The following is a 23,441-nucleotide window of genomic DNA, read 5'->3' as shown; positions in this document are numbered from 1 at the left end:
AATTGGTCGAGACCACTCTCCCGCAGACGGGGTGGAACAATCCCCTGCATGGCGGAAATCATCCAGCGGGACGGCACGTGGACCTTCGACGGCGAGGCACTGCGACTGACCCCCGGGCGGGACAAGAGCGTCGGTCTGCTGCGCCGGACCATGGGTGAACTGACCCTGCCACTGGCCGCGTTGGCGGGTGTGTCACTGGAGCAGGGCAGGAAGGCCGGGCGGCTCAGGCTCCGGCTGCGGGACGGCGCCGACCCGCTGCTCCAGGCGACGGCCGGCAAGCTCGCGGAGCCGAACGACCCCTACCAACTCGCGGTGGAGGCCGACCGTTTCGGCGTCGCCGAGTACTTCGTGGACGAGGTCCGGGGCGCGCTGCTTCTCGACCAGGTGCCGTCCGGTCCGGTCGACGGCTATCTGCTCCCCGGCCCGGCGGTGCCGGTGTCGGCCGCCGCCGGTGACGGCTCGGCGAGCTTCGACGGCGAGCGCGTACGCCTGGAGTGGAACTGGAAGACGGAGGAGGCGAAGTCCGCGTCGGGCGCCCGTACGCTCGCCCTCGGCGACATCACGGGCGTCGAGTGGCATCCGGCGGTCGGCCTGGAGAACGGCTGTCTGCGCTTCACCGTGCGGGGTGCCGACGCCTCGGCGCCGCCGAAGTACGACCCCAACGCGGTCGAGCTGTGGGGCTTCAAGAAGGATCCGCTGATGGCGCTGGTCGCCGCGGCCGTGCAGGCGCGGCTGCCGCATCCGGCGGCTCCGGTGGAGGACCGGCCGGCGAAGGCGCTCGCCCCGGCGGCCTCCGAGCCCGGCCCCGAGGCCGACCACGACGCCCTGCTGCGCAGACTGCGCGAACTCGGCGAGCTGCGCGGTCAGGGCGTCCTGACGGACGAGGAGTTCACCCTGGCGAAGCAGGCGGTCCTCAAGCGCCTCTAGGTCCTGTCGTCACGGCAGGACCTGGCCAGGCACCCGAGGACCGCCGCTCGCGGCGCGGTCCGCCGGTCAGGGCGGCGGTACGCCCCGCCTTCCGGGCGTACCGGGACCGAACCTACTTGGCGCGGCGGGCGACCGTGAAGTGGTCGATCCGGTCACCCGTCTCGGCGATGCCGGAGACGTTCAGGGTGGTGTGACGGCCCTTCGGCGCGGGAGCGACGTCCACCCGCAGGAAGGAGTGGTTCAGGTAACGGACGCGCGACCAGGTGACGGTCTCGTTCTGCTTGCCGTCCTTGAGGTTCACGAAGGAGGCCACGGAGTCGGCCTCACTCTCGTGCCCCTCGTAGGAGTCCGGAGCGGTGAACGCGCAGAGGCCGCGGCCGGCGGCGCCCGCCGTCACGTACACGACGCCCTCGGTCTCCGGGTACGCCGTGCCGCCGATCGGCGGCTTCTTGGTGACCGTGTCGCCCTTGATGACGTCGGTGCGCTCGTACGGGTGGTTGTGGCCGTTGACGACGAAGTCGACGTCCTTCGAGGCGCGGAACTTCTTCAGCTGTCGCTCGAACCACGTCGTCCGGGTGCCGCCGGAGATGCCGAGGTTGGCCGGGGCCTCGAAGGAGACGTCGTCGGGGTCCAGCGAGATGATCGCGGTGTTGCCGTAGACGAAGGAGTGGACGCCCGGGAGGTTCCGCTTGTCCGGTCCGTCGTCCGGGAGCGTCCAGCGGGCCTCCTCCCCGCCGTAGCCGTTGGGCGAGTACCAGGCCTCCGTGTCGTGGTTGCCGTAGGAGACCATCCACGGGATCTGCTTGGCGACCGACTCGGTCTGGTGCAGGAACCGGTCCCAGGTGCGCGAGTCGAAGCCGGTGTCGGTGGCCTTGCCCCGGCCCGCGGGGTCGCCGTAGGCGATGTTTCCATGGGTTCAGAAGTCGCTCCGGGCAATCGACGCGGCGCAAGACACAGGATGGACAGCCTGCAAACAGCACACCATGAGAGTTTCGACAAGAGCCTGCCCGATATCGGGCAGGATTCTTGCGAATCACCTTCCGGTACCTCAGGATCAACGGGTGCACGACGAACTCGTTGATCATTTGACGCGGTCGACACCCCTGAACCGGGGCGAGGCGCTGCGAGTGATCCAGGACGTGCTCGCCTACTTCGACGAGACGACCGAGGACTACGTCCGTCGCCGCCACCGCGAACTCCAGGCCCAGGGCCTGGTGAACGCGTCGATCTTCGAGCGGATCGAGGCGGACCTGAAATATCGCGCGGTCGCGCCGCCGGAGCTCTCGCTCCGGCAGTTGCGCCGCATCGTTTACGGCTGAGGGACTCTACCTACATGTGCGGAATCGTCGGATACATCGGCAGGCGTGATGTGACCCCGCTGCTCCTGGAAGGCCTGCAGCGCCTGGAGTACCGCGGCTACGACTCGGCGGGCATAGTCGTGACCTCCCCCAAGTCGCCGGGCCTGAAGATGGTCAAGGCGAAGGGCCGGGTCCGCGACCTGGAGGCCAAGGTCCCCAAGCGCTTCGCCGGCACCACCGGCATCGCGCACACCCGCTGGGCCACGCACGGCGCCCCCTCCGACGAGAACGCGCACCCCCACATGTCGGCCGACTCCAAGGTCGCCGTCGTCCACAACGGCATCATCGACAACGCCTCCGACCTGCGCAAGAAGCTGGCGGCCGACGGCGTCGAGTTCCTCTCCGAGACCGACACCGAGGTCCTCACCCACCTCGTCGCCCGCTCCCAGCAGGACAAGCTGGAGGACAAGGTCCGCGAGGCGCTGCGCGTCATCGAGGGCACCTACGGCATCGCGGTCATGCACGCCGACTTCCCCGACCGCATCGTCGTGGCGCGCAACGGCTCCCCCGTCGTGCTCGGCATCGGCGAGAAGGAGATGTTCGTCGCCTCGGACATCGCCGCCCTGGTCACCCACACCCGCCAGATAGTCACGCTGGACGACGGCGAGATGGCCACGCTCAAGGCCGACGACTTCCGTACGTACACCACCGAGGGCACCCGTACGACGTCCGAGCCCACCACCGTCGAGTGGGAGGCCGCCTCCTACGACATGGGCGGCCACGACACGTACATGCACAAGGAGATCCACGAGCAGGTCGAGGCCGTGGACCGCGTGCTGCGCGGCCGCATCGACGACCGGTTCTCGACGGTCCACCTCGGCGGCCTGAACCTGGACGCCCGCGAGGCGCGCGCGGTGCGCCGCGTGAAGATCCTCGGCTGCGGCACCTCGTACCACGCGGGCATGATCGGCGCCCAGATGATCGAGGAGCTGGCCCGTATCCCCGCGGACGCCGAGCCGGCCTCCGAGTTCCGCTACCGCAACGCGGTCGTCGACCCCGACACCCTGTACATCGCCGTCTCCCAGTCCGGTGAGACCTACGACGTGCTGGCGGCCGTCCAGGAGCTGAAGCGCAAGGGCGCGCGGGTCCTCGGCGTCGTCAACGTCGTCGGCTCGGCGATCGCCCGCGAGGCCGACGGCGGCATGTACGTGCACGCCGGCCCCGAGGTCTGCGTCGTCTCGACGAAGTGCTTCACCAACACCACCGTCGCCTTCGCGCTGCTCGCCCTGCACCTCGGCCGCACCCGCGACCTGTCGGTCCGCGACGGCAAGCGGATCATCGAGGGCCTGCGCAAGCTGCCCTCGCAGATCGCCGAGATCCTGGAGCAGGAGGACGAGATCAAGAAGCTGGCCGCGGAGTACGCCGAGGCCCGCTCGATGCTCTTCATCGGCCGCGTCCGGGGCTACCCGGTGGCCCGTGAGGCCTCCCTGAAGCTCAAGGAGGTCTCGTACATCCACGCCGAGGCGTACCCGGCCTCCGAGCTCAAGCACGGCCCGCTGGCACTCATCGAGCCCGCGCTCCCCACGGTCGCGATCGTCCCCGACGACGACCTGCTGGAGAAGAACCGCGCCGCCCTCGAGGAGATCAAGGCCCGCAGCGGCAGGATCATGGCGGTCGCGCACCAGCACCAGGAGAAGGCCGACCAGACGATCCTCGTCCCGAAGAACGAGGACGAGCTGGACCCGATCCTGATGGGCATCCCGCTCCAGCTCCTCGCCTACCACACGGCGCTGGCGCTCGGCCGGGACATCGACAAGCCGCGCAACCTGGCCAAGTCGGTCACCGTCGAGTAGTCACCGCCGGGGCAGGTCCCCTGCCCCGGAACGGACATGAACGATCCCCGTGCACGCCACCCGCGCACGGGGATCGTTCCTGTAGGGCCGGAGCCGCCCAATACCCCGGCCCGCGCCGAGGTCAGCCGGTGGCCGTCACCCCCCGGCCGGCGGCGCGTCGCGGGAGGGCGGTGGGCCAGTGCGCGAGAGCCGCCGTCGCCGCGTACCAGGCGACCGCGCCCGCGGCGACGCCGAACCAGCCGCCGGCCCTGGCGAGGTCCGTGTTGTCCGCGAAGCGGCCGACGGCCAGGAGCAGCAGGGAGACGAAGAACAGCCCGTGGACGCCCTGGCCGAGCAGGTCCCCGCCCGCGAGGGCCAGCGACAGGACGACGAGGGCGAAGAGCAGCAGGAAGAGCCCCGCCGCGTTGTCGGAGACCTGGGCACCGGCCGAGACGGCCCAGGTGAACCAGAGGGCGCCGAGTCCCGTGAAGGCCGTACCGGTGGCCGTGTCGCGGTCGCGGAAGGCGAGCAGTCCGGCGACGAACAGCGCGACGCCGCCCACGTAGCGGGCAAGCGATACGGCGTCGGCCGCCGTCACGCCGTCGATGAGGTCGGTGTACCCGAGGCCGAAGGCCAGCAGGGTGACGCCGAGCGCGAGTCTGCCGACGATCGTGGTGGTGCTTCCCGCGGAGACGTCTTTGTCCACGGCGGGCTCCCTTCGTGCCTGTGCGGTCGTGCCGCGTCCTGCCGGTCGCCGCTGAAGGACCGGCGTCCCGTATATGCCCTTCACAAAGGCACAAACACCTCTACGCGCGGGTAGGTTCACTCACCGCGCACGGAGACGCGCGGGTTCGCGGGAGGTCGACGCGTCGCGGACGACGGTGTGTCAGGGAATGACGACGACAGGCCGCTTGGCGCGCTTGGCGAGCCGGCCCGCGACCGAGCCGAAGATGCGCCCGACGATCCCGTGCGTGGAACCCACGACGATCGCGTCCGCCTCGTACTCCCGTCCCACCTCTTCGAGTTCGTGGCAGATGTCGCCGCCGCGCTCGACCAGGATCCAGGGGACTTCGGAGAGGTATTCGGCGCAGGCCAGCTCCAGCCCCAGCACCTCGGTGCGGTGGTCGGGAACGTCGACGAAGACCGGCGGCTCACAGCCCGCCCACACGGTGGTGGGCAGCCGGTTGGCCACATGGACGATGATCAGGCCCGAGCCGGAGCGGTGGGCCATCCCGATCGCGTAGGCGAGGGCGCGCTCGCTGGACGTCGAACCGTCGAAACCGACGACGACGCCGTGCTTGAAGGCGGGATCGCAGGACTGGCGGGTTTCTTCCGCCGCCAGGGGCTCGGCCGCCGTGGGATCGGCGAGCGGGCGCTTGCGGTCCGCTGGATCGAAGAATTCGTGACCGGCCATGGGTGTCTCGGCGTCTGGATCCTCGTGGTGGGGACGACAACGGTCGGCGGAGCTGTGTCTGGGAAACATCTTCCCAACCCCATACCCCCAAGGGTACGGCGGCACGCCTCCTCCGCCCAGATCCCGCGCGCCATGCGCGGCGCTCCAGGGAGCATGCACGAGACGGCGCCCGTAACGCAATGGTTGCTGCCCCGTACAGGCGGTTTGCGGGGTGTTCACTCCCAGGACAGGCGACGGGGGCTTTCGCCGCCGTACGGGTCGTCCGGCCCGCCTTCGGACGCATACCGCCCGCCGGGCAGTGACCGGCCGGTCGAACACGCGTTGAACCGGTCGCGACCACCGCCATGGAGAGCATGGAGGACACCGGAGCACCAGGGAGCAGCACGTGAGCACCAGGGAGCAGCGGCACACGCCCGGACCCGGCGCCGTCCCCCGTCCCGCCCCGGCCCCCTCGGCCTCTCCGGCCCGCCCGGGCCCCTCCGGCTCCGTCGGCTCCCCCACCCTCCCCGGCTCCGCCGCCTTCCCGGCGGCCCCCCTGTCCGGATCGCGCCCCGGGACGCTCCCCCCGGCACCGCCGACGACGGACACGGTGAGCGAGGTGGTCCGCTGGGCGGCCTTCAGCTGCGTCCTGGTCCCGGTGGTCCTCCTCTGGTACGGCACCTCGCTGGCCGGAGCGGCCGGCACGGCGCTCGGCCTGGCGGCCGTGACGGGCGCCTGCCTGGTCCTGCTGCGCCAGTCGGAGCGGGGCGCCGCGCTCCTGACCGAGGAGCACCGCGACGCGTCGCGCTCGCGCGCCCGGCAGCCGGCGCCGCAGCAGCGCGGACGGCACGGGAGGACCGTCCCGGGGAGCGTGGCGGAGAAGGGGCGCTGGAGCGGGACGCGGGCGGGGTCGGAGCCACGCGGCAGGAGTGGCGCGGGAGTTCACCGAGGCGGACGTCACAGTGCGGGAAGCCAGTCGGTCGACTGACCTGTTTGCGCGCACGGGTACGCTTCTTTTCAGCCAACTTCCGGTTGTGGCCCATCCCTTGCTCGAACAACCCTCCAACCCCCGTTCCACCTGCACCGGAAGGGGTACGGAGGGCGCGTACACCCTACGTGGATTGGCCACCGTCACGAGGCGTACTTCCCTGCACGGCCCACGAGTGCAACGCTTCGTGATCGAATGCTTCACGCCAAGTTGCCATGTCGACATTCTGCGGAGTATCGAACTGGTCACCTCGGCGTCACGCGACACAGTAGATTCGATCTTGTCTTACGGCGGGGGACTCGTGCAGGACCGAGGGGAAATGTGTTGGAGCGACAGACCCGAAAGGTTGAGGGCGCCGCGACCACCGAGGGGGGCTTAGCAGGATGAGCCACGACTCCACTGCCGCGCCGGAAGCCGCGGCCCGGAAGCTGTCCGGGCGACGCCGCAAGGAGATCGTCGCGGTGCTGCTGTTCAGCGGCGGCCCCATTTTCGAGAGTTCCATACCGCTGTCGGTGTTCGGGATTGACCGCCAGGACGCCGGCGTACCGCGTTACCGACTCTTGGTGTGTGCCGGTGAGGAAGGCCCGCTGCGGACCACAGGGGGCCTTGAACTCACCGCACCACATGGCCTGGAAGCGATCTCCAGGGCAGGCACGGTGGTCGTGCCCGCCTGGCGGTCGATCACCTCGCCACCACCGGAGGACGCGCTCGACGCACTGCGCCGCGCGCACGAGGAGGGCGCCCGGATAGTCGGACTGTGCACCGGCGCCTTCGTGCTCGCCGCGGCCGGCTTACTGGACGGCCGTCCGGCGACCACGCACTGGATGTACGCGCCGACCCTGGCCAAGCGCTATCCGTCGGTGCACGTCGACCCCCGCGAGCTGTTCGTGGACGACGGCGACGTGCTGACGTCCGCGGGTACGGCGGCCGGAATCGACCTCTGCCTGCACATCGTGCGGACGGACCACGGCAACGAGGCGGCCGGCGCGCTCGCCCGGCGGCTGGTGGTCCCCCCGCGGCGCAGCGGCGGTCAGGAGCGCTACCTCGACCGGTCGCTGCCGGAGGAGATCGGCGCCGACCCCCTCGCGGAGGTCGTCGCCTGGGCGCTGGAGCATCTCCACGAGCAGTTCGACGTCGAGACGCTGGCGGCTCGCGCGTACATGAGCCGCCGCACGTTCGACCGCCGGTTCCGTTCGCTCACCGGGAGCGCCCCCCTGCAGTGGCTGATCACTCAGCGCGTGCTGCAGGCCCAGCGCCTCCTGGAGACGTCCGACTACTCGGTCGACGAGGTCGCGGGCCGCTGCGGCTTCCGCTCGCCGGTCGCGCTGCGGGGTCACTTCCGGCGCCAGCTGGGTTCGTCCCCGGCCGCGTACCGGGCGGCGTACCGCGCCCGCCGGCCACAGGCCGACCGCTCGCCGGAAGCGGACGGACCGGCGGGGCAGCTCGGGCCTCCGACGTCCCTGCACCACGAGCATCCGGGCCCGGTCCCGATGCAGACCCGGCGCACCGCGACGGCCGGTGTCCTGGGCACGGCGGCGTCCCTCTCCGCGGAGGGGATGCGGGAGCGCCCGGAACTGTACGTCGCGGGCAGGTCGAGCCTGCCCGGGCAGCGCAGCGCGCCGTAGTCGGGCCGCTGGAGAACGCGCGGGTCCGCACCTTCGGGTGCGGGCCCGTTCGCACGTGGGCCCGGCCCGGGACCGATCCGCCGCCCCGGCGGGACGCACGGGCGGGTCCACCCGACCGGGGCGGGCCGTAGGGTGAGACACATGAACGATCGCATGGTGTGGATCGACTGCGAGATGACCGGACTCTCGCTGTCGGATGACGCGCTCATCGAAGTGGCCGCGCTGGTCACCGACTCTGAGCTGAACGTGCTCGGCGAAGGTGTGGACATCGTGATCCGCCCGCCGGACGCGGCCCTGGAGACGATGCCGGACGTGGTGCGCCAGATGCACACGGCCTCCGGTCTGCTGGAGGAGCTCGCCGGGGGCACGACCCTGGCGGACGCCGAGGCGCAGGTCCTCTCCTACGTACGTGAGCACGTCAAGGAGCCCGGGAAGGCCCCGTTGTGCGGGAACTCCGTCGGCACGGACCGCGGCTTCCTGCTGCGCGACATGGCGGCCCTGGAGGGCTACCTCCACTACCGCATCGTGGACGTGTCCTCCGTCAAGGAGCTGGCCCGCCGCTGGTATCCCCGGGCGTACTTCAACAGTCCGGAGAAGAACGGCAACCATCGCGCCCTGGCGGACATCCGCGAGTCCATCGCCGAGCTCCGCTACTACCGCGAGGCGATCTTCGTCCCGCACCCCGGCCCCGACTCGGACACCGCCCGCACCATCGCCGCGAAGCACGTCCTGCCCGCCGAATAGGCCTTTGACGGGGCCCTGATGGGCCCCGCGAAAAGGCGTGCGCGAGCACCCCTCCGGACCCTGTACACTTTTTCTCGGCCGGTCAGGAAGTCTTCAAGACCGGACGCGGTGGGTGTAGCTCAGTTGGTAGAGCACCTGGTTGTGGTCCAGGTGGCCGCGGGTTCAAGTCCCGTCACTCACCCTGTGTGATCAGCCGGTGACCTGTTGAACAGGTCACCGGCTGATCGCTTTTCCGGGCCCGACACCGCCGTACCGTCCGGTCGCGGCGCACCGCGCGGGCCGGGCCGGCTCCGCGGCCCGTACGCTCCCCCCGTGAGTCACGCCATGGATCCCCTCGCCCGCGGAGCCCTCCGCCAGGACCTCCCTCCCGAGCCGGCCCCCGAGCCCGCCCCCGGGCCGACGGTCCGCACCGCCCGGCTCGATCTCGTCCCGCTGGCCGTCGAGCACGCCGCCGAGATGGCCGAGGTGCTGTCCGATCCGGCGCTGCACACGTTCATCGGCGGGGAGCCGTCCACGCCCGAGGCACTGCGGTCACGCTACGAACGCCTCGTCGCGGGCTCCCCCGATCCCGCCGTGCTCTGGTGCAACTGGGTGCTGCGGGAGCGCATCGGTGGACACCTGGTCGGGACGGTGCAGGCGACGGTCTCGGGAGAGGTCGCGGAGGTCGCCTGGGTGGTGGGCACGCCCTGGCAGGGGCGCGGCTACGCGGGGGAGGCGGCGCGGTCGCTGGTCGGGCACGTGGTGCGCGCGTTCCCCGTCCACACGGTCGTGGCCCATGTGCACCCGGCCCACCACGCCTCCGCGGCGGTCGCCACCACGGCGGGACTCACCCGGACGGAGACCCTCCAGGACGGCGAGACCCGCTGGGAGCTGCGGGCAGGACGGTGACCTCACCCGCCTTCCGGGTCCCGGCCCGCTCCTTGGCCCCGTCTCACTCCCGGGTCCCGCCTGCCGCACGCCACGCCGCCGCGAAGCGGTGCACGTCGGCGAAGCGGTCGTCCGGGGCGGGAAAGGTGGCACGTTCCACGACCGCCAGTTGCCGCGCGGTGCCGCGCCAGGCCCGTTCCTCGTCCCCCGCGTCGAGCAGCAGGCGGGCGGCGCGGCCGAGAGTGAACACGGTCGTACGGGTGTCGATGACGGCGCCGCGGACGAACTCCTCGGGGGCCATGAACCGTCGTGAACCCGGCAACCGTTCGCCGTCGAGGACGAAGGGGCCGGGCCGGTACTCGTCGAGGTCGATCAGGTGGACCGTGCCGGCGGTGAAGTCGTGGAGCAGCGAGCCGTCGTAGAAGTCGACGGCGACGTGGCCCGCGGCCTCCACGGTGAGGTGTGCGTCGAGGATCCGGTCGAAGGCGCCCAGCACCTCCGCGACGGGAAGGGAGCGGAACCGCGCCATCGGGCTGCCCGGGCCCGTACGGTCGCGGGGGCCGCCCCCGGTGGCGTGGTACAGCACCTCGCCCGCGCGCCAGGGCATGACCACCGCCCCGCCGCCGGGCACAGCGATCCGGTGGACCTGCGGGACGATCGCCGTGTGCCGAACGGTCCGGTGAAACGCCCATCCCCGGTCGAGTGAGCGGCGCCCCCGCTCATTGACCGCTTCCTTGACGAACCACCGGGCGCCGTCGAGCAGCCGCACTCCGTACGACACGCACCCGGAGTCCTGCTCCCCGAACACCCTGAACACCTCGCCCACCCTGGCCAAGTACGTTTCCACGGCAGGCACTTCGTCGACACCGAGCAAGGGGTGGAGGACCATGGACGCCAGCCTGCCCTACCCGGGCACACCGGGCGGACAGAAGCCGCAGGACGGACGTTCCCGGCGGGGCGGGTGCCCTACGACGACGCCCGCACCACCAGTTCCGCCGGCAGCACCAGTTGGCGCTTCTCCAGGCTCCGGGAGACCGCGGGACGACGGTCGGCGATCTCGCCGAGGAGGAGGTCGATCATGGCGCGGCCCATCTCCTCGATGGGCTGCCGGACGCTGGTGAGGGGCGGGTCCATGTGGCGGGCTATGGCCGAGTCGTCGTAGCCGATGAGCGCCACGTCGTCGGGGATGCGGCGGCCTCTCTCGCGCAGGACCTGCCGGGCGCCCGCCGCCATGACGTCGGAGCCGGCGAACACGGCGTCGAGGTCGGGGCAGCGCTCCAGCAGCAGGGTCATGGCACGCCGGCCCCCCTCCTCGGTGAAGTCGCCGGGGACGATCAGACCGTCGTCCACCGGGCGGCCCGCGTCCAGCAGACCCTGGCGGTAGCCGTCGACGCGGCGCTGGGCGCCGTAGACGTCCATGCGGCCGGCCAGGTGGGCGATCCTGCGACGGCCTCCGGCGATGAGGTGCTCCACGGCGGCGCGCCCGCCGCCGTAGTTGTCGGAGTCCACCGACGGAAGCGTCTCCTCCGCGGAGCGCCGGCCGCTGATGACCGCCGGGATCTCCAGCTGGGAGAGCAGGTCGGGGAGCGGGTCGTCGGCGTGCACCGAGACGAGCAGGACACCGTCCACCCGGTGCGCCGCCAGGTACTGGGCCAGGCGCTGGCGCTCCCGGTCGCTGCCCGCGAATATCAACAGCAACTGCATCTCGGTCTCGGAGAGTTCGGCACCGACACCGCGCAGCATGTCCGAGAAGTACGGTTCCGCGAAGAAGCGGGTCTCCGGTTCGGGGACGACCAGGGCGATCGCGTCCGTGCGGTTCGCGGCGAGGGCGCGGGCCGCCGTGTTCGGGACGTACCCGAGCTCCGCGACCGCCGCCTCGACCGCGGCGCGGGTCGCGTCGCTGACCCGCGGGGAGCCGTTGATCACCCGGGAGACCGTGCCGCGGCCCACTCCTGCGCGCGCCGCCACCTCTTCGAGGGTCGGCCGCCCACCGCTGCGGCCCCGCGCTCCGTGGACTGCCATGCGCTCCGCCTCCCGTCGATACCAAGTGGCCTGGAATGTAACAGCCTCACCCGAGGGGACGGGCGCCACCGGCCGTCGCCCCGGGGCCCTTCCTCGCGCCGGCCGCTCGTCTTCGAACTCCGAACGAGCTGTAAGACTCTTCCGGCCAGGTGGCGGAATGACATCTTCAGCTAACAGGCCGATAACTGAACGCATCTCTCCGCTCCCCCACCCTTGACACCCCCGCCCTAACCGACGACCCTTCAACACATCACCTGTGGGAGCGCTCCCACAGTACCTGACACATACACAACCCGCACGTTCCCCGCCCGAGCCGCAGCGAGAAACAACGGGCGCCACCAATGCAGTTGGCCGGGGGGTCGGCACGTCAGGCAACAGGAGGACGCAATGCGCACGAGTACCCGCCGGTCCCGCAGGCTGGGGGCCATCGCGGTCGTCGCCGCGCTCGCTACGGGGCTGCTGGCCGGCTGTTCCAGCGACCCGGACGACGGCTCTTCGGACGCGGACAATGGAAGCGGTGGCGGTAAGACCACCCTGACCATAGGCACCTTCGGCGTCTTCGGCTACAAGCAGGCCGGCCTCTACGCCGAGTACCAGAAGCTCCACCCCGACATCACCATCAAGGAGAACGTCACCACCCGGACCGACGTCTACTGGCCCAAGACGCTCACGCGCCTCCAGGCCGGGGCCGGGACCGACGACATCCAGGCGATCGAGGTCGGCAACGTCACCGAGGCCGTCCAGACCCAGGCCGACAAGTTCGTCGACCTCGGCAAGGAGGTCGACAAGTCGCAGTTCCTGGACTGGAAGGTGTCCCAGGCCACGACCAAGGACGGCAAGACGATCGCGCTCGGCACCGACATCGGCCCGATGGCGATCTGCTACCGCAAGGACCTGTTCGAGAAGGCCGGTCTGGAGACGGACCGCGTCAAGCTCGCCGCGCAGTGGAAGGGCGACTGGTCCAAGTACGTCGCCGTCGGCAAGGACTACATGAAGAAGGCGCCGAGCGGCACCAAGTTCGTGGACTCCGCCTCCTCGGTCTACAACGCGGCGCTCGGTGGGGAGAGCGAGCGGTACTACGACAAGGACGGCAACGTCATCTGGGAGAAGTCCAAGGGCGTGAAGAAGTCCTGGAACACCGCGATGTCGGTGGCGACCAGCAACATGTCGGCGAAGCTGAAGCAGTTCGACCCGACGTGGGACCAGGGCTTCGCCAAGGGCTCGTTCGCGACCGTGGCCTGCCCCGCCTGGATGATGGGCTACATCCAGGAGAAGTCCGGTGACACGGGCAAGGGCAAGTGGGACGTGGCGGCGGCGCCGACCGCGGCCAACTGGGGCGGCTCGTTCATCGGTGTCCCGACGGCGAGCAAGCACCAGAAGGAGGCCGTCGCGCTGGCCAAGTGGCTGACCGCGCCGGAGCAGCAGGCGAAGGTCTTCGCCAAGCAGGCCAGCTTCCCGTCGACCCCGTCGGCGTACGCGAGCCTGAAGCCGGCCGCCGCCACCACGGAGTACTTCTCGAACGCGCCGATCACCCAGATCTTCGGCGACTCGGCGAAGACCATCCCGGTCCAGTACTTCGGTACCAAGGACCAGCCGATCAACACCGCGATCTCGGACATCGGCATCCTCCAGGTCGAGCAGAAGGGCAAGTCGCCCGACCAGGGCTGGAACGCGGCAAAGGCTGAGGTCAAGGACGTGCTCGGCCAGTGACCAGCTCCAAGCAGGCTCTCGCGCATCCCGCGACGAGCGCCGACGCCGCGCCCGGCTCACAGCCGGGCGCGGCCCGGGGCGCTCAGGGTCGCGGTACGCCGCCGCCGGGCCCCGGTTCCTGGCGCAGCCGGCGGTACCGCTGGGACATGAAGGCGTCGCCGTACGCGTTCGTCGCCCCCTTCTTCATCATCTTCGGAGCCTTCGGGCTGTTCCCGCTGCTGTACACGGCCTGGTACTCGCTGCACAACGTGCAGCTGTCCGGTCTGGACCACCAGACCTGGGTCGGCCTGGACAACTACACGAACCTGTTGTCCTCGGAGTTCTTCTGGAACGCCCTCGGGAACACCTTCACCATCGGTGTGATCTCCACGGTGCCGCAGCTGCTCATCGCGATCGGCATCGCCCACATGCTCAACTACCGGCTGCGCGGCTCGACCGTGTGGCGGGTCGTGATGCTCACCCCGTACGCCACCTCGGTGGCGTCGGCGACGCTGGTCTTCACGCTGCTGTACTCGTGGGACGGCGGCATGATCAACTGGCTGCTGCACTTCGTCGGGGTCGACCCGATCAACTGGCGCGAGTCCGACTGGGGCGGCCAGTTCGCCGTCTCCTCCATCGTGATCTGGCGGTGGACCGGCTACAACGCGCTGATCTACCTCGCCGCGATGCAGGCGATCCCCGGCGATCTGTACGAGTCGGCGGCTCTCGACGGCGCGGGCCGCTGGCAGCAGTTCCGCCACGTGACGATCCCGATGCTGCGGCCGACGATCCTGTTCACGGTGGTCGTGTCCACGATCGGCGCGACCCAGCTGTTCGGTGAACCGCTCCTGTTCGGCGGGGTCAGCGGCTCCAAGGGCGGCTCCGCGCACCAGTACCAGACCCTCGGTCTGTACATGTACGACCAGGGCTGGGGCATCGGCAACCTCGGTAAGGCGTCGGCGATCGCGTGGACGATGTTCCTGATCCTGCTGATCATCGCCGCGCTCAACGCGCTGATCACCCGACGGCTGAGGAAATCCCAATGACCACCACCGAACTGCCTCTCCCTCGGACAGAGGCGAAGAAGGACCCGGACGGCCAGGGCCCCGGGCGCCGGCGGTTGCTCGGCGCGGGCAAGCAGATGCACGCCGGTCCGATCACCTACGTCGTCCTGGTCGTCTTCGCGCTGGGCTCGCTCGCTCCGCTGGTCTGGACGGCCATCGCGGCCTCGCGCAACAGCGCGCGGCTGGCGCAGACACCGCCGCCGCTGTGGTTCGGCGGGAACCTGTTCAAGAACCTCGAGGCCGCCTGGGACCAGGCCGGGCTCGGCACCGCGATGATCAACTCCACGATCGTGGCCGGCACCATCACCGTCGGCACGGTCGTGTTCTCCACCCTCGCCGGGTTCGCCTTCGCCAAGCTGCGGTTCAAGTTCTCCGGCCTCCTGCTGCTGCTGACCATCGGGACGATGATGATCCCGCCGCAGCTCGCCGTCGTACCGCTGTACCTGTGGATCAGCGACCTGGGCTGGTCCAACCAGCTGCAGACGGTCATCCTGCCCACCCTGGTGAGCGCCTTCGGTACGTTCTTCATGCGGCAGTACCTGCTCCAGGCGCTGCCCTCCGAGCTGATCGAGGCGGCGCGGGTGGACGGCGCGAACAGCCTGCGGGTGGTGTGGCACGTCGTCTTCCCGGCGGCACGCCCGGCGATGGCGGTGCTCGGCCTGCTGACGTTCGTGATGGCCTGGAACGACTTCCTGTGGCCGATCATCGCCCTGAACCAGCAGAACCCGACCGTGCAGGTCGCCCTCAACTCGCTGGGCACCGGCTACATCCCCGACCAGGCCGTGATCATGGCGGGCTCGCTGCTCGGCACCCTGCCGCTGCTCATCGCCTTCCTCCTGTTCGGCAAGCAGATCGTGGGCGGGATCATGCAGGGCGCGATCAAGGGCTGACCGCCCCTGCGAGCGGGGCCGGGTCATCGCCGCCCCGGCCCCCTCCGCCCCGCATCTCCCTCCTACCTCCAACCCGTCGGTCTTCACGACCCCCTTGGGAGCGCTTCCATGCCTCAGTCCAACACCCCTGTGACTTTCCCTCCGACCTTCCTCTGGGGCGCGGCGACCTCCGCCTACCAGATCGAGGGCGCGGTGAGGGAGGACGGCCGCACACCCTCGATCTGGGACACCTTCAGCCATACACCGGGCAAGACGGCCGGCGGCGACCACGGTGACATCGCTGTCGACCACTACCACCGCTACCGCGACGACGTGGCCCTGATGGCGGACCTCGGGCTGTCCTCCTACCGCTTCTCGGTCTCCTGGTCGCGGGTGCAGCCGACCGGCCGGGGCCCCGCGGTCCAGCGCGGCCTCGACTTCTACCGGCGCCTGGTCGACGAACTGCTGGCGCACGACATCAAGCCGGCCGTCACCCTCTACCACTGGGACCTGCCGCAGGAACTGGAGGACGCTGGCGGCTGGCCCGAGCGCGAGACGGCGCTGCGCTTCGCGGAGTACGCGCAGATCGTGGGCGAGGCGCTGGGCGACCGCGTCGAGCAGTGGATCACTCTGAACGAGCCCTGGTGCAGCGCCTTCCTGGGATACGGCTCCGGGGTGCACGCCCCCGGCCGGACGGACCCGGCGGCGTCGCTGCGCGCGGCCCACCACCTGAACCTGGCGCACGGCCTGGGCACTTCGGCCCTGCGTTCCGTGATGCCGGCCCGCAACTCGGTCGCGGTCAGCCTCAACTCCTCGGTGGTCCGGCCCCTTTCGCAGGACCCGGCGGACCTGGACGCCGTCCAGCGCATCGACGACCTGGCCAACGGCGTCTTCCACGGCCCGATGCTGCACGGCGCCTACCCCGAGACCCTGCTCGCGGCCACCCGGTCGGTCACCGACTGGTCGTACGTCCAGGACGGCGATCTCCGGGCGATCCACCAGCCGTTGGACGCGCTCGGCCTCAACTACTACACGCCGACGCTCGTCTCGGCGGCCCAGCCGGAGCGTCAGGGCGCGCGGGCGGACGGTCACGGGGCCAGCGACCACTCGCCGTGGCCGGGCTCCGAGGACGTCGACTTCCACCAGACCCCGGGCGAGCGCACCGAGATGGGCTGGACGATCGACCCGACGGGCCTGCACGACCTGATCATGCGGTACACCCGCGAGGTCCCGGGTCTGCCCCTGTACGTGACGGAGAACGGCGCGGCGTACGACGACAAGCCGGACCCGGAGGGCCGCGTCCACGACCCCGAGCGCATCGCCTACCTCAACGGCCACCTGTCCGCCGTGCACCGCGCGATCGCCGACGGCGCGGACGTCCGCGGCTACTACCTCTGGTCCCTCATGGACAACTTCGAGTGGGCCTACGGCTACGAGAAGCGCTTCGGCGCCGTCTACGTCGACTACGCGACCCAGGTCCGCACCCCGAAGTCGAGTGCCCACTGGTACAGCCGGGCGGCCCGCACGGGAACGCTGGCACCGGTGACGCCCGCCGAGTAGGCAGGCTCCCGGCAGAGCACGGGGGCACAGGACACGGGGGAACACGGGGGAAGGGCGCGGCACCCGAGGGGGGTGCCGCGCCCCACCGCGTTTCCCGGCCGCCCGCCCGCAGGGTTCACCCGGCCAGGTCCGCGCGCCCCAGTTCGAACCAGGTCGCCTTGCCCCACCCCGGCCCGTGCCCGCACACGCCCCAGGCGTCGGCGCGGTTCGAGATGAGCTGCAGCCCGCGTCCTCCCTCCTCGTCGGCGCCGGGGGTGCGCAGACCGGGGAATCCGGGAGCCTCGTCGTGGACGAGGACCCGGAAGCGTCGGGGACCGGACCAGCCCACGAGCAGGGTGACCGGGGTCGAGCGGCCCCAGCCCGCGGAGGCCTTGACCGCGTTGGTCACCGCCTCGGAGGTCAACAGGACCGCGATGTCGGTGAGTTCGGGCCGGTGGGACGCGGCGAGGAGGGTGCGGACGGTCTCCCGCGCGGTGCGGACCCAGAGGGGGTGGGCCGGAAAGACGAGGGATACGTCGGTGGGGCGTCGGTGATCCTCCATCGGAGGGGGCTCCTTCGGGTTGCGCGCGGCCGCGGTGACCAGGTCCCGGTTCTTCAACGCCGTTGAATCCGGGGGTACTTCCTCGGAGCGCGGAGGCGAGGTGGATCGCCTCGACCGTAGGGAAATGTTTTCCCCGCACGCAAGCGTCTCCGGTCTATGTCACCCACGTGGGTGACGTACGGACGGGTCGGCGGCTCACCGGCGCCGAGATCGGCAGACTGCTCCGCGAGGAGGTCGGCCATGCCACCCAGGAGCAACCCGAGCGAGCGCCAGCGCCGGCTCGGTGCGGAACTGCGCGGACTGCGCGTCCGCGCCGGGCTCTCCGGCGAGCGCGCGGCGGCGATCCTCGACGCGGACCGCGCCCGCATCAGCAACATCGAGACCGGCCGCATCGACGTCTCGCGCAACCGCCTGCACAAGGTCCTCCAGGAGTACGGCTGTCCGCCCGGCCCCTACTTCGACGGGCTGATGGCGATGGCCCAGGAGAACGGCAAGGGGTGGTGGGACGAGTTCAACGACACGATCGGACCGGCGGCCCGGGACCTGGCGGAACTGGAGTCCCGGTCGACGGTGCTGCGCACGCACGAGCCGCTGGTGATCCCCGGGATGCTCCAGACCGAGGAGTACGCCCGCGCGGTGCTGGAGGCCACCGAGCCGGACCCCCGACGCGCCCACCGCTACGCCGAGTTCCGGCTGGCCCGGCAGCGCGTCCTCACGGGCGACTCACCGGTGACCTACCGGGCCGTCATCCACGAGGCCGCGCTGCGCACCCGGGTGGGCGGCGCCGCCGTCATGCGGCGGCAACTGCTGCGGCTGATGGAGATCTCGCGGCTGCCCGAGGTGGCCGTACAGGTGTATCCGTTCGAGGCGGGGATCTACTCGGCGCACTCCCGGCCGTTCGTCCTCCACGGGAGCACCGCTCCCGAACTGGACACCGTCTACCTGGAACACCCGACGGACTCCCTCTTCCTGCGGGACGCGAACCATCTCGCCCAGTACACGAAAATGTTCGAGCGGCTGACGGAGCTGGCGCTGGCGCCGGTCGACCCCGAGTCGGCACCGGAGTCGCACGCGTCCCGTGACTCACTGGGCCTGATCCAGCACGTCATGTACGCCCTTTGAAAGGAACGCTCCCCGATGCCCCGACTCATCTGGCAGAAGTCCTCGTTCAGCACCGGCGGCGAAGGCAACTGCGTGGAACTGGCGGCGGCGGCGTCCGGTCACATCCACCTGCGTGAGAGCGACCGGCCCCGTGACATCGCCACGTCCACGCCGCACGCCGTGGCCGGCCTGCTCCACGTGCTGAAGGACGGCTCCTGGGGGCCTGCCGGGGGCCGGTGACGAGAAGCCGGGCCGTGTCCGGAAGGTCGTCACCGGACACGGCCCGGGTCGGCGGGGCCGCCACGACGCCCCGGCCGGGTGGGGGGTGGAGAAGTCCGGCCGGGGCGCGCGGCCCCCGTTTCGCGATGGCTTACTTGAGAGCGCCGAACGCCTTCGAGAAGGCGCCGTCGCTCTGCACGATGGAGCTGCAGACCGCGTCGGCGGAGTTCTTGGCGCCGCCGGCGCACTGCTTGTCACGGGTGGCGGACCACATGGAGAGCCAGCCGATGCCCTTGGACCGCGCGAAGGTCACCAGCTGCGAGGCGTCGTCGACCTTGAAGATCTCGGACGCGACGTCGTTGACGCCGATCATCGGGGTGATGGCGACGGTCTTCCAGGCGGCGCTGTCGGAGAGGCCGAGCACGCTCTTGATCTGCGCCTGCGTGGCCGTGGCGGCCTGCTCGGCGAGGGTGCCCATGTCACCGCTGTACGCGGGGCCGTAGTCCATCGCCATGATGTTCACGGTGTTGATCTTCACGCCGTTGGACTTGGCGTTGGCGAGCAGGGTCACGCCGTCCTGGGTGAGCCCCTCCGGCATGACCGGGAGGGTGAACGAGACGTCCAGGCCCGGGTGCTGCTGCTGGAGCTTGGCGATGGCCTTGGCGCGGGTCGTGTTCGCGGCCGTGTTCGGGAGTGCGCCGCCCTCGATGTCGAAGTCGACCTTCGTGAGCTTGTAGGCGTCGACGGCCTTGCCGTACGCGGCAGCCAGCGTGTCCGCCGAGGAGCAGGTCGTGGCCAGCTCCGTGCCGGAGGCTCCGCCGAAGGAGACCCGGACGTCGCCGCCCTTGGCGCGCAGCGCGCCGATCTGCGACGCCACCCCGTCACTGGCGAGGTCGCTCACCCCGCCCCACTTCGGCGTGCAGCCGCCGCCGTCGGTGATGAAGGCGAGGTTGAAGTTCTTGACGCCGGTGGCGTCGGCGGCCTTGAGCAGGTCGAAGGCCGGGTAGAGGGAGGTGTCGACGTAGGGCGCGAAGCCCGCGGTCGTCGTGCTGCCGCCGCCCGAGGTCTGGGTGGGGGTCGGGGTGGCCGTGGCGGTGGCGGTCGCCGTCGGCTTCGGGGTGGCGCTCGCCGAGGCGGTGGCGGTCGGGCTCGGGGTGGCCGTCGGGGTCGCGGACTGCGTCGGGCGGCCGCTCGGCTCGGGCGTGGCTCCGTCGTCCACCGAGCACTTGGTGCCGTCGATGACACAACCCGTCGGGTTCGCGCTGCCGTTCACGACGAAACCGACGGTGACGGACTCGCCGGCCGCCAGACCGTCCTTGTCCCAGGACGGCGGCGTCACGGTGACGTGCTGCCCGCTCACGGACGAGGTCGCGTCCCACATCGAGCCGAGCTCGGAGCCCGAGGGCAGGTCGAACTCCAGCTTCCAGTCCGGCTTCCGCTGGCCCGTGTCGTTGGAGACGACGTACTGCGCGGTGTACCCCGTGGACCACTCGCTGGTCCTGGTGTACGCGGCGCCGACGCTCGACGCGTTCGCGACACCGGTGAACAGGAAGGCGCCGCCGCCGGCCACGGCCGCCGCGACGACGCCGCCTATCGCCTTGTTCCTGCCACTGATCTTGCGCCGATGCGTACTGCTCATCGCGTGTGCCTGCCTTCACGGATTCACGGGGTTCGCCGGGGTGGCCCCAGGAGGTGCGGGCATCACGCTAGCGATCCGGAATCGGTCAAACCGCTTGATCCGGACGGCGTTCGAGGATCTTAGGGTCCGCTTAAGGAAGGCATCGGAAACCGTTAAAGGTCGAGACCAATGTGGGCGGTTTGGCGGCCCCACAGGTGCTTCTCAGCGCACGCCGACGCCACGCCTGCGGCGCCGTACGCTGCCCCGGTGTCCGCGCCGGACCGGTGCCCTTCCGTCCAGTTGGATCCAGATGCGCACCTCGGTCCCGCCCAGCACGGAGGAACCGACCCGTACGTCCCCGCCCGTCGACTCCGCGAGCCGGCTCACGATGTCCAGGCCGAGGCCCGTCGACCCGTCGCGGCCCGAGCCCCGCCCACGCGCCATCGCCGCGACCGGGTCCGCTATGCCCGGGCCCGCGTCCGACACCAGCATGATCACGGCGTCCTCGGCGTTGTGCACGTCGACCGCGAAGGCCGTGCCCTCGGGGGTGTGGCGGAAGACGTTGCCGAGGAGGGCGTCGAGCGCGGCGGCCAGGTCCGCGCGGGCCACGGGTATGCGGACCGGGCGGTCCACCCCGGCCACCCGCACCTTGCGTCCCTCGTCCTCGGCGAGCGCCGACCAGAAGTCCATGCGTTCACGGACGACCTCGGACGCGTCGCATCCGGCGCCGATCCCGATCGCCGCGGTCTGCGGCTTGGCCTCCCGGGCCGTCCGGATGATCGCGTCGACCTCGCGCTCCAACTGCGCGACGGCGGCCCGGGTCTGTTCGGCGGCCGGCCCGTCGCCGAGCGAGGCGGCGTTCAGGCGCAGCACGGTCAGGGGTGTGCGCAGCCGGTGCGAGAGGTCGGCGGCCAGTTCCCTCTCGTTGGCGAGCAGTTGGACGACCTGGTCGGCCATGGAGTTGAAGGCGACGGCGGCCAGTTTCAGTTCGGTCGGCCCCTCTTCGGGCACGCGGGAGCCGAGCTTCCCCTCGCCGAGTTCGTGCGCGCTCTCGGCGAGGTGCTGGGCGGGCTGCACCATCCGTACGCCCAGCCGGTCGGCGACCGCGACGGAGCCGATGATCAGGGCGACGCCGACCGCGGCGAGGACCGCCCAGGCCGTACCGACGCCGTTGCTGACCTCGGCCTCGGGGACGTAGACCTCGATGACCGCGATCTCGCCGGAGCTGAGTGCGATCGGCTGGAGCAGCGTGGAACCGCCGGACACCTCGGTGGTGGAGGCCCGGCCCAGCTTCCGGGTCATGCCGATGTCCTTGCCGGTGGCGCGCTGCTTGCCTATCTCGACCTCGGGCTTGCCGTCGGCGGCGGGGATGTGCACGCCCATTCCGGCGTCCGATCCCGCGGAGGCGACGACGCGCTCCAACTCGTCCCGGTCGGTGGTGATGGAGAGGGCGGGCGCTATGGCGGCGGCCTGCCGCTCGGCGTTCGAGAACGCCCGGTCGCGCGCCATCTCCTTGATCACCAGGCCGAGCGGGACCGCGAAGGCGACCACGACCATCGTCGTGACCGCCACGCACACCTTGACCAGTGCCCACCTCACAGCGGCCGCTCCGCTCTCGGCGGCTCCAGCTTCACGCCGACGCCCCGCAGGGTGTGCAGATAGCGAGGCCGGGCCGCCGTCTCCCCCAGCTTGCGGCGCAGCCAGGACAGATGGACGTCGATGGTCTGGTCGTCGCCGTAGGCCTGCTGCCACACCTCGGCGAGCAGTTCCCTGCGCGCCACGACGACGCCGGGCCGTCCGGCCAGGAAGGCGAGCAGGTCGAACTCGCGCCGGGTCAGGTCGAGTCGGACGCCGTCCAGTTCCGCCTGGCGGCGCAGGGGGTCGATGGCGAGCCCGCCGACGCGGATGACCGTCGACGGAGGGGTGTCGCCCGCGCCGGCGCGCGAACGGCGCAGCACCGCCGCGATCCGCGCGGAGAGGTGCTCCACCGAGAACGGCTTGGTGAGGTAGTCGTCCGCGCCGTCGTTCAGCAGTCGGACGATCTCCGTCTCGTCGTCCCGCGCCGTGGCGATGATCACCGGGACGTCGGTGATTCCGCGCAGCATCTTCAGCGCCTCGGACCCGTCCAGATCGGGCAGTCCGAGGTCGAGGATCACGACGTCGAAGGAGAAATGGGCGACTTCGCGCAGCGCCTCCAGGGCGGTGCCGACGCTGCGCACGATGTGCGTGGCCTCGGTCAGATGCCGGATGAGGGCCGAGCGTACGAACTGGTCGTCCTCGACAACGAGCACACTTGCCATGGGCGGCACCGTACGCCATTCGGGCAAGGCCTTCCGGTGCCTGTGGAGAACCCTGCCGGGCACCTGTGGACAATCCCGGACCACCCTCCGCGGACAATCCGGGTCTTGGCAGGGCCGTGAGACACCCATGGGGCTCGTGGTGCAGTATGGCCGCGATGCGCAGAGGACTCGTACACGTACTCGCGTGGTCGCTCGCCACGGGCGCGGCGGTCACGCTGTCGTGGTGGGGTGTGCACACCGTGATGACGGGGACCGCGTACGACCCGCCGCGCGCGCTGCCCATCACGGCCGCCGGGGCGACCACACAGAAGTCGAGACCGCTCGACTCCCCGACCCCGCGGGCCGAACCGTCCGCGGCGGCGCCGAACTCCTCGGACACGCCCTCCACGGGCGCGAAGCCGGGCGTGCGGCCCTCGAAGTCGGCGTCCCCCGGCGGTGCTTCCTCGTCGGTCTCCCCGGCCGCCCCGACCTCGGCGGCCTCCTCCGCCCCCGCCGGTCAGGTCAAGAGCTACGACACCGACGGCGGCCGGGTGGTCTTCGACATCGGCGTCGCGGACGCGACGCTGGTCTCCGCCACGCCGGACACCGCCTGGTCGATGCAGGTGTGGAAGACGGAGTCGTGGATCCGCGTGGAGTTCACCTCGGGGGCGGACCGGGTGTCGGTGTTCTGCACCTGGCACGACGGGCCGCCGCACGTGGAGATCGGGACGTACTGAACGCCGGACGCGGCTGCCGGGCCGGACACGGCGGGCGCGCGGACGGGTCCGGGCCGGAGCCGGGGGCC

The 23,441-nt window shown here is 70.9% G+C and carries 22 protein-coding genes, 1 tRNA gene and 1 pseudogene; 15 read left to right on the top strand and 9 right to left on the bottom strand.

All coding sequences use genetic code 11. From position 1 onward, the window contains the following. The first annotated feature begins 48 nt into the window (after positions 1-48). A complete protein-coding gene (locus ACFYW7_RS01155; RefSeq protein WP_389496907.1) occupies positions 49-927 on the top strand; it encodes a DUF4429 domain-containing protein in 879 nt (292 codons plus the stop codon). Between the two features lie 112 nt (positions 928-1,039). Here the strand turns inward: ACFYW7_RS01155 and ACFYW7_RS01150 are convergent. Continuing rightward, positions 1,040-1,837 (bottom strand): annotated as a pseudogene (locus tag ACFYW7_RS01150) (phosphoesterase); the annotation flags it as partial. 151 nt (positions 1,838-1,988) lie between these two features. Between ACFYW7_RS01150 and ACFYW7_RS01145 the strand changes: the two are divergent. Together ACFYW7_RS01145 and glmS are read left to right on the top strand one after the other, a co-directional pair. Further along, positions 1,989-2,246 (top strand): hypothetical protein, encoded by a 258-nt coding sequence (locus tag ACFYW7_RS01145; RefSeq protein WP_389496906.1) that lies wholly within the window; start codon positions 1,989-1,991, stop codon positions 2,244-2,246. A gap of 14 nt (positions 2,247-2,260) precedes the next feature. Further along, positions 2,261-4,078, top strand: coding sequence for a glutamine--fructose-6-phosphate transaminase (isomerizing) (gene glmS, locus ACFYW7_RS01140; RefSeq protein ID WP_389496905.1), 1,818 nt, complete (start codon positions 2,261-2,263; stop codon positions 4,076-4,078). A gap of 121 nt (positions 4,079-4,199) precedes the next feature. On the opposite strand, the gene ACFYW7_RS01135 is transcribed toward glmS, so the two are convergent. Beyond that, positions 4,200-4,763 (bottom strand): GPR1/FUN34/YaaH family transporter, encoded by a 564-nt coding sequence (locus ACFYW7_RS01135; RefSeq protein WP_389496904.1) that lies wholly within the window; start codon positions 4,761-4,763, stop codon positions 4,200-4,202. A 180-nt stretch (positions 4,764-4,943) separates the two neighbouring features. After that, positions 4,944-5,471 (bottom strand): universal stress protein, encoded by a 528-nt coding sequence (locus tag ACFYW7_RS01130; protein ID WP_389496903.1) that lies wholly within the window; start codon positions 5,469-5,471, stop codon positions 4,944-4,946. A gap of 385 nt (positions 5,472-5,856) precedes the next feature. Between ACFYW7_RS01130 and ACFYW7_RS01125 the strand changes: the two genes are divergently transcribed. The 5 genes from ACFYW7_RS01125 (at position 5,857) to ACFYW7_RS01105 (ending at position 9,695) form a co-directional block, all read left to right on the top strand. Further along, entirely contained in the window at positions 5,857-6,438 is a 582-nt protein-coding gene (locus tag ACFYW7_RS01125) for a hypothetical protein (protein ID WP_389496902.1), read from the top strand. Between the two features lie 383 nt (positions 6,439-6,821). Further along, the gene (locus tag ACFYW7_RS01120) at positions 6,822-8,063 is read left to right on the top strand and encodes a helix-turn-helix domain-containing protein (protein ID WP_389496901.1); all 1,242 of its coding nucleotides are present in this window, start codon (positions 6,822-6,824) and stop codon (positions 8,061-8,063) included. Positions 8,064-8,204: 141 nt separating this feature from the next. Continuing rightward, positions 8,205-8,807 carry an oligoribonuclease gene (orn, locus tag ACFYW7_RS01115; protein ID WP_389496900.1) on the top strand — a complete coding sequence of 201 codons (603 nt, stop codon included), beginning with the start codon at positions 8,205-8,207 and terminating at the stop codon, positions 8,805-8,807. Between the two features lie 108 nt (positions 8,808-8,915). After that, a tRNA-His gene (locus ACFYW7_RS01110) sits at positions 8,916-8,988 on the top strand. Positions 8,989-9,131: 143 nt separating this feature from the next. Beyond that, complete coding sequence (locus ACFYW7_RS01105; protein ID WP_389498497.1) at positions 9,132-9,695, top strand: GNAT family N-acetyltransferase; 564 nt, start codon at positions 9,132-9,134, stop codon at positions 9,693-9,695. A 43-nt stretch (positions 9,696-9,738) separates the two neighbouring features. Here ACFYW7_RS01105 and ACFYW7_RS01100 read toward each other — a convergent pair whose 3' ends face one another. Both ACFYW7_RS01100 and ACFYW7_RS01095 read right to left on the bottom strand, forming a co-directional pair. Continuing rightward, positions 9,739-10,563 carry a serine/threonine protein kinase gene (locus ACFYW7_RS01100; protein ID WP_389496899.1) on the bottom strand — a complete coding sequence of 275 codons (825 nt, stop codon included), beginning with the start codon at positions 10,561-10,563 and terminating at the stop codon, positions 9,739-9,741. A 77-nt stretch (positions 10,564-10,640) separates the two neighbouring features. Continuing rightward, entirely contained in the window at positions 10,641-11,696 is a 1,056-nt protein-coding gene (locus ACFYW7_RS01095) for a LacI family DNA-binding transcriptional regulator (protein ID WP_389496898.1), read from the bottom strand. Positions 11,697-12,083: 387 nt separating this feature from the next. Here ACFYW7_RS01095 and ACFYW7_RS01090 point away from each other — a divergent pair, with 387 nt between their 5' ends. From ACFYW7_RS01090 to ACFYW7_RS01075, 4 genes are all read left to right on the top strand, one after another. Further along, positions 12,084-13,406: an ABC transporter substrate-binding protein gene (locus ACFYW7_RS01090; RefSeq protein ID WP_389496897.1), complete on the top strand. Its 1,323-nt coding sequence runs from the start codon at positions 12,084-12,086 to the stop codon at positions 13,404-13,406. Beyond that, entirely contained in the window at positions 13,403-14,431 is a 1,029-nt protein-coding gene (locus ACFYW7_RS01085) for a sugar ABC transporter permease (protein ID WP_356467855.1), read from the top strand. Before ACFYW7_RS01090 ends, ACFYW7_RS01085 begins: the two co-directional genes overlap by 4 nt. Then, positions 14,428-15,339, top strand: a complete 912-nt coding sequence (locus ACFYW7_RS01080; RefSeq protein ID WP_389496896.1) for a carbohydrate ABC transporter permease — start codon at positions 14,428-14,430, stop codon at positions 15,337-15,339. Before ACFYW7_RS01085 ends, ACFYW7_RS01080 begins: the two co-directional genes overlap by 4 nt. Positions 15,340-15,447: 108 nt before the next feature. Continuing rightward, positions 15,448-16,878: a GH1 family beta-glucosidase gene (locus tag ACFYW7_RS01075; RefSeq protein ID WP_389496895.1), complete on the top strand. Its 1,431-nt coding sequence runs from the start codon at positions 15,448-15,450 to the stop codon at positions 16,876-16,878. A gap of 115 nt (positions 16,879-16,993) precedes the next feature. On the opposite strand, the gene ACFYW7_RS01070 is transcribed toward ACFYW7_RS01075, so the two are convergent. Next, positions 16,994-17,419, bottom strand: a complete 426-nt coding sequence (locus tag ACFYW7_RS01070; RefSeq protein ID WP_389496894.1) for an ATP-binding protein — start codon at positions 17,417-17,419, stop codon at positions 16,994-16,996. A gap of 240 nt (positions 17,420-17,659) precedes the next feature. On the opposite strand from ACFYW7_RS01070, the gene ACFYW7_RS01065 reads away from it, so the two are divergent. Together ACFYW7_RS01065 and ACFYW7_RS01060 are read left to right on the top strand one after the other, a co-directional pair. Continuing rightward, the gene (locus ACFYW7_RS01065) at positions 17,660-18,541 is read left to right on the top strand and encodes a helix-turn-helix domain-containing protein (protein ID WP_389496893.1); all 882 of its coding nucleotides are present in this window, start codon (positions 17,660-17,662) and stop codon (positions 18,539-18,541) included. Between the two features lie 15 nt (positions 18,542-18,556). After that, positions 18,557-18,760 carry a DUF397 domain-containing protein gene (locus ACFYW7_RS01060; protein ID WP_389496892.1) on the top strand — a complete coding sequence of 68 codons (204 nt, stop codon included), beginning with the start codon at positions 18,557-18,559 and terminating at the stop codon, positions 18,758-18,760. Between the two features lie 130 nt (positions 18,761-18,890). Here ACFYW7_RS01060 and ACFYW7_RS01055 read toward each other — a convergent pair whose 3' ends face one another. The 3 genes from ACFYW7_RS01055 to ACFYW7_RS01045 all read right to left on the bottom strand — a co-directional run bounded on the left by ACFYW7_RS01055 (position 18,891) and on the right by ACFYW7_RS01045 (position 22,657). Next, positions 18,891-20,378: a cellulose binding domain-containing protein gene (locus tag ACFYW7_RS01055; RefSeq protein WP_389496891.1), complete on the bottom strand. Its 1,488-nt coding sequence runs from the start codon at positions 20,376-20,378 to the stop codon at positions 18,891-18,893. Between the two features lie 201 nt (positions 20,379-20,579). Beyond that, on the bottom strand, positions 20,580-21,956 hold the full coding sequence (locus tag ACFYW7_RS01050) for a sensor histidine kinase (protein WP_389496890.1): 1,377 nt from the start codon (positions 21,954-21,956) through the stop codon (positions 20,580-20,582). Continuing rightward, on the bottom strand, positions 21,953-22,657 hold the full coding sequence (locus tag ACFYW7_RS01045; protein ID WP_389496889.1) for a response regulator transcription factor: 705 nt from the start codon (positions 22,655-22,657) through the stop codon (positions 21,953-21,955). Before ACFYW7_RS01045 ends, ACFYW7_RS01050 begins: the two co-directional genes overlap by 4 nt. Before the next feature lie 155 nt (positions 22,658-22,812). On the opposite strand from ACFYW7_RS01045, the gene ACFYW7_RS01040 reads away from it, so the two are divergent. Next, entirely contained in the window at positions 22,813-23,373 is a 561-nt protein-coding gene (locus ACFYW7_RS01040) for a hypothetical protein (protein ID WP_389496888.1), read from the top strand. Positions 23,374-23,441: the final 68 nt, after the last annotated feature.

This window comes from Streptomyces sp. NPDC002580 (assembly GCF_042889485.1).
Lineage (GTDB): Bacteria > Actinomycetota > Actinomycetes > Streptomycetales > Streptomycetaceae > Streptomyces.
Note: the sequence above shows the minus strand (reverse complement) of the source record. Positions and strands in the feature narration are given on the sequence as shown.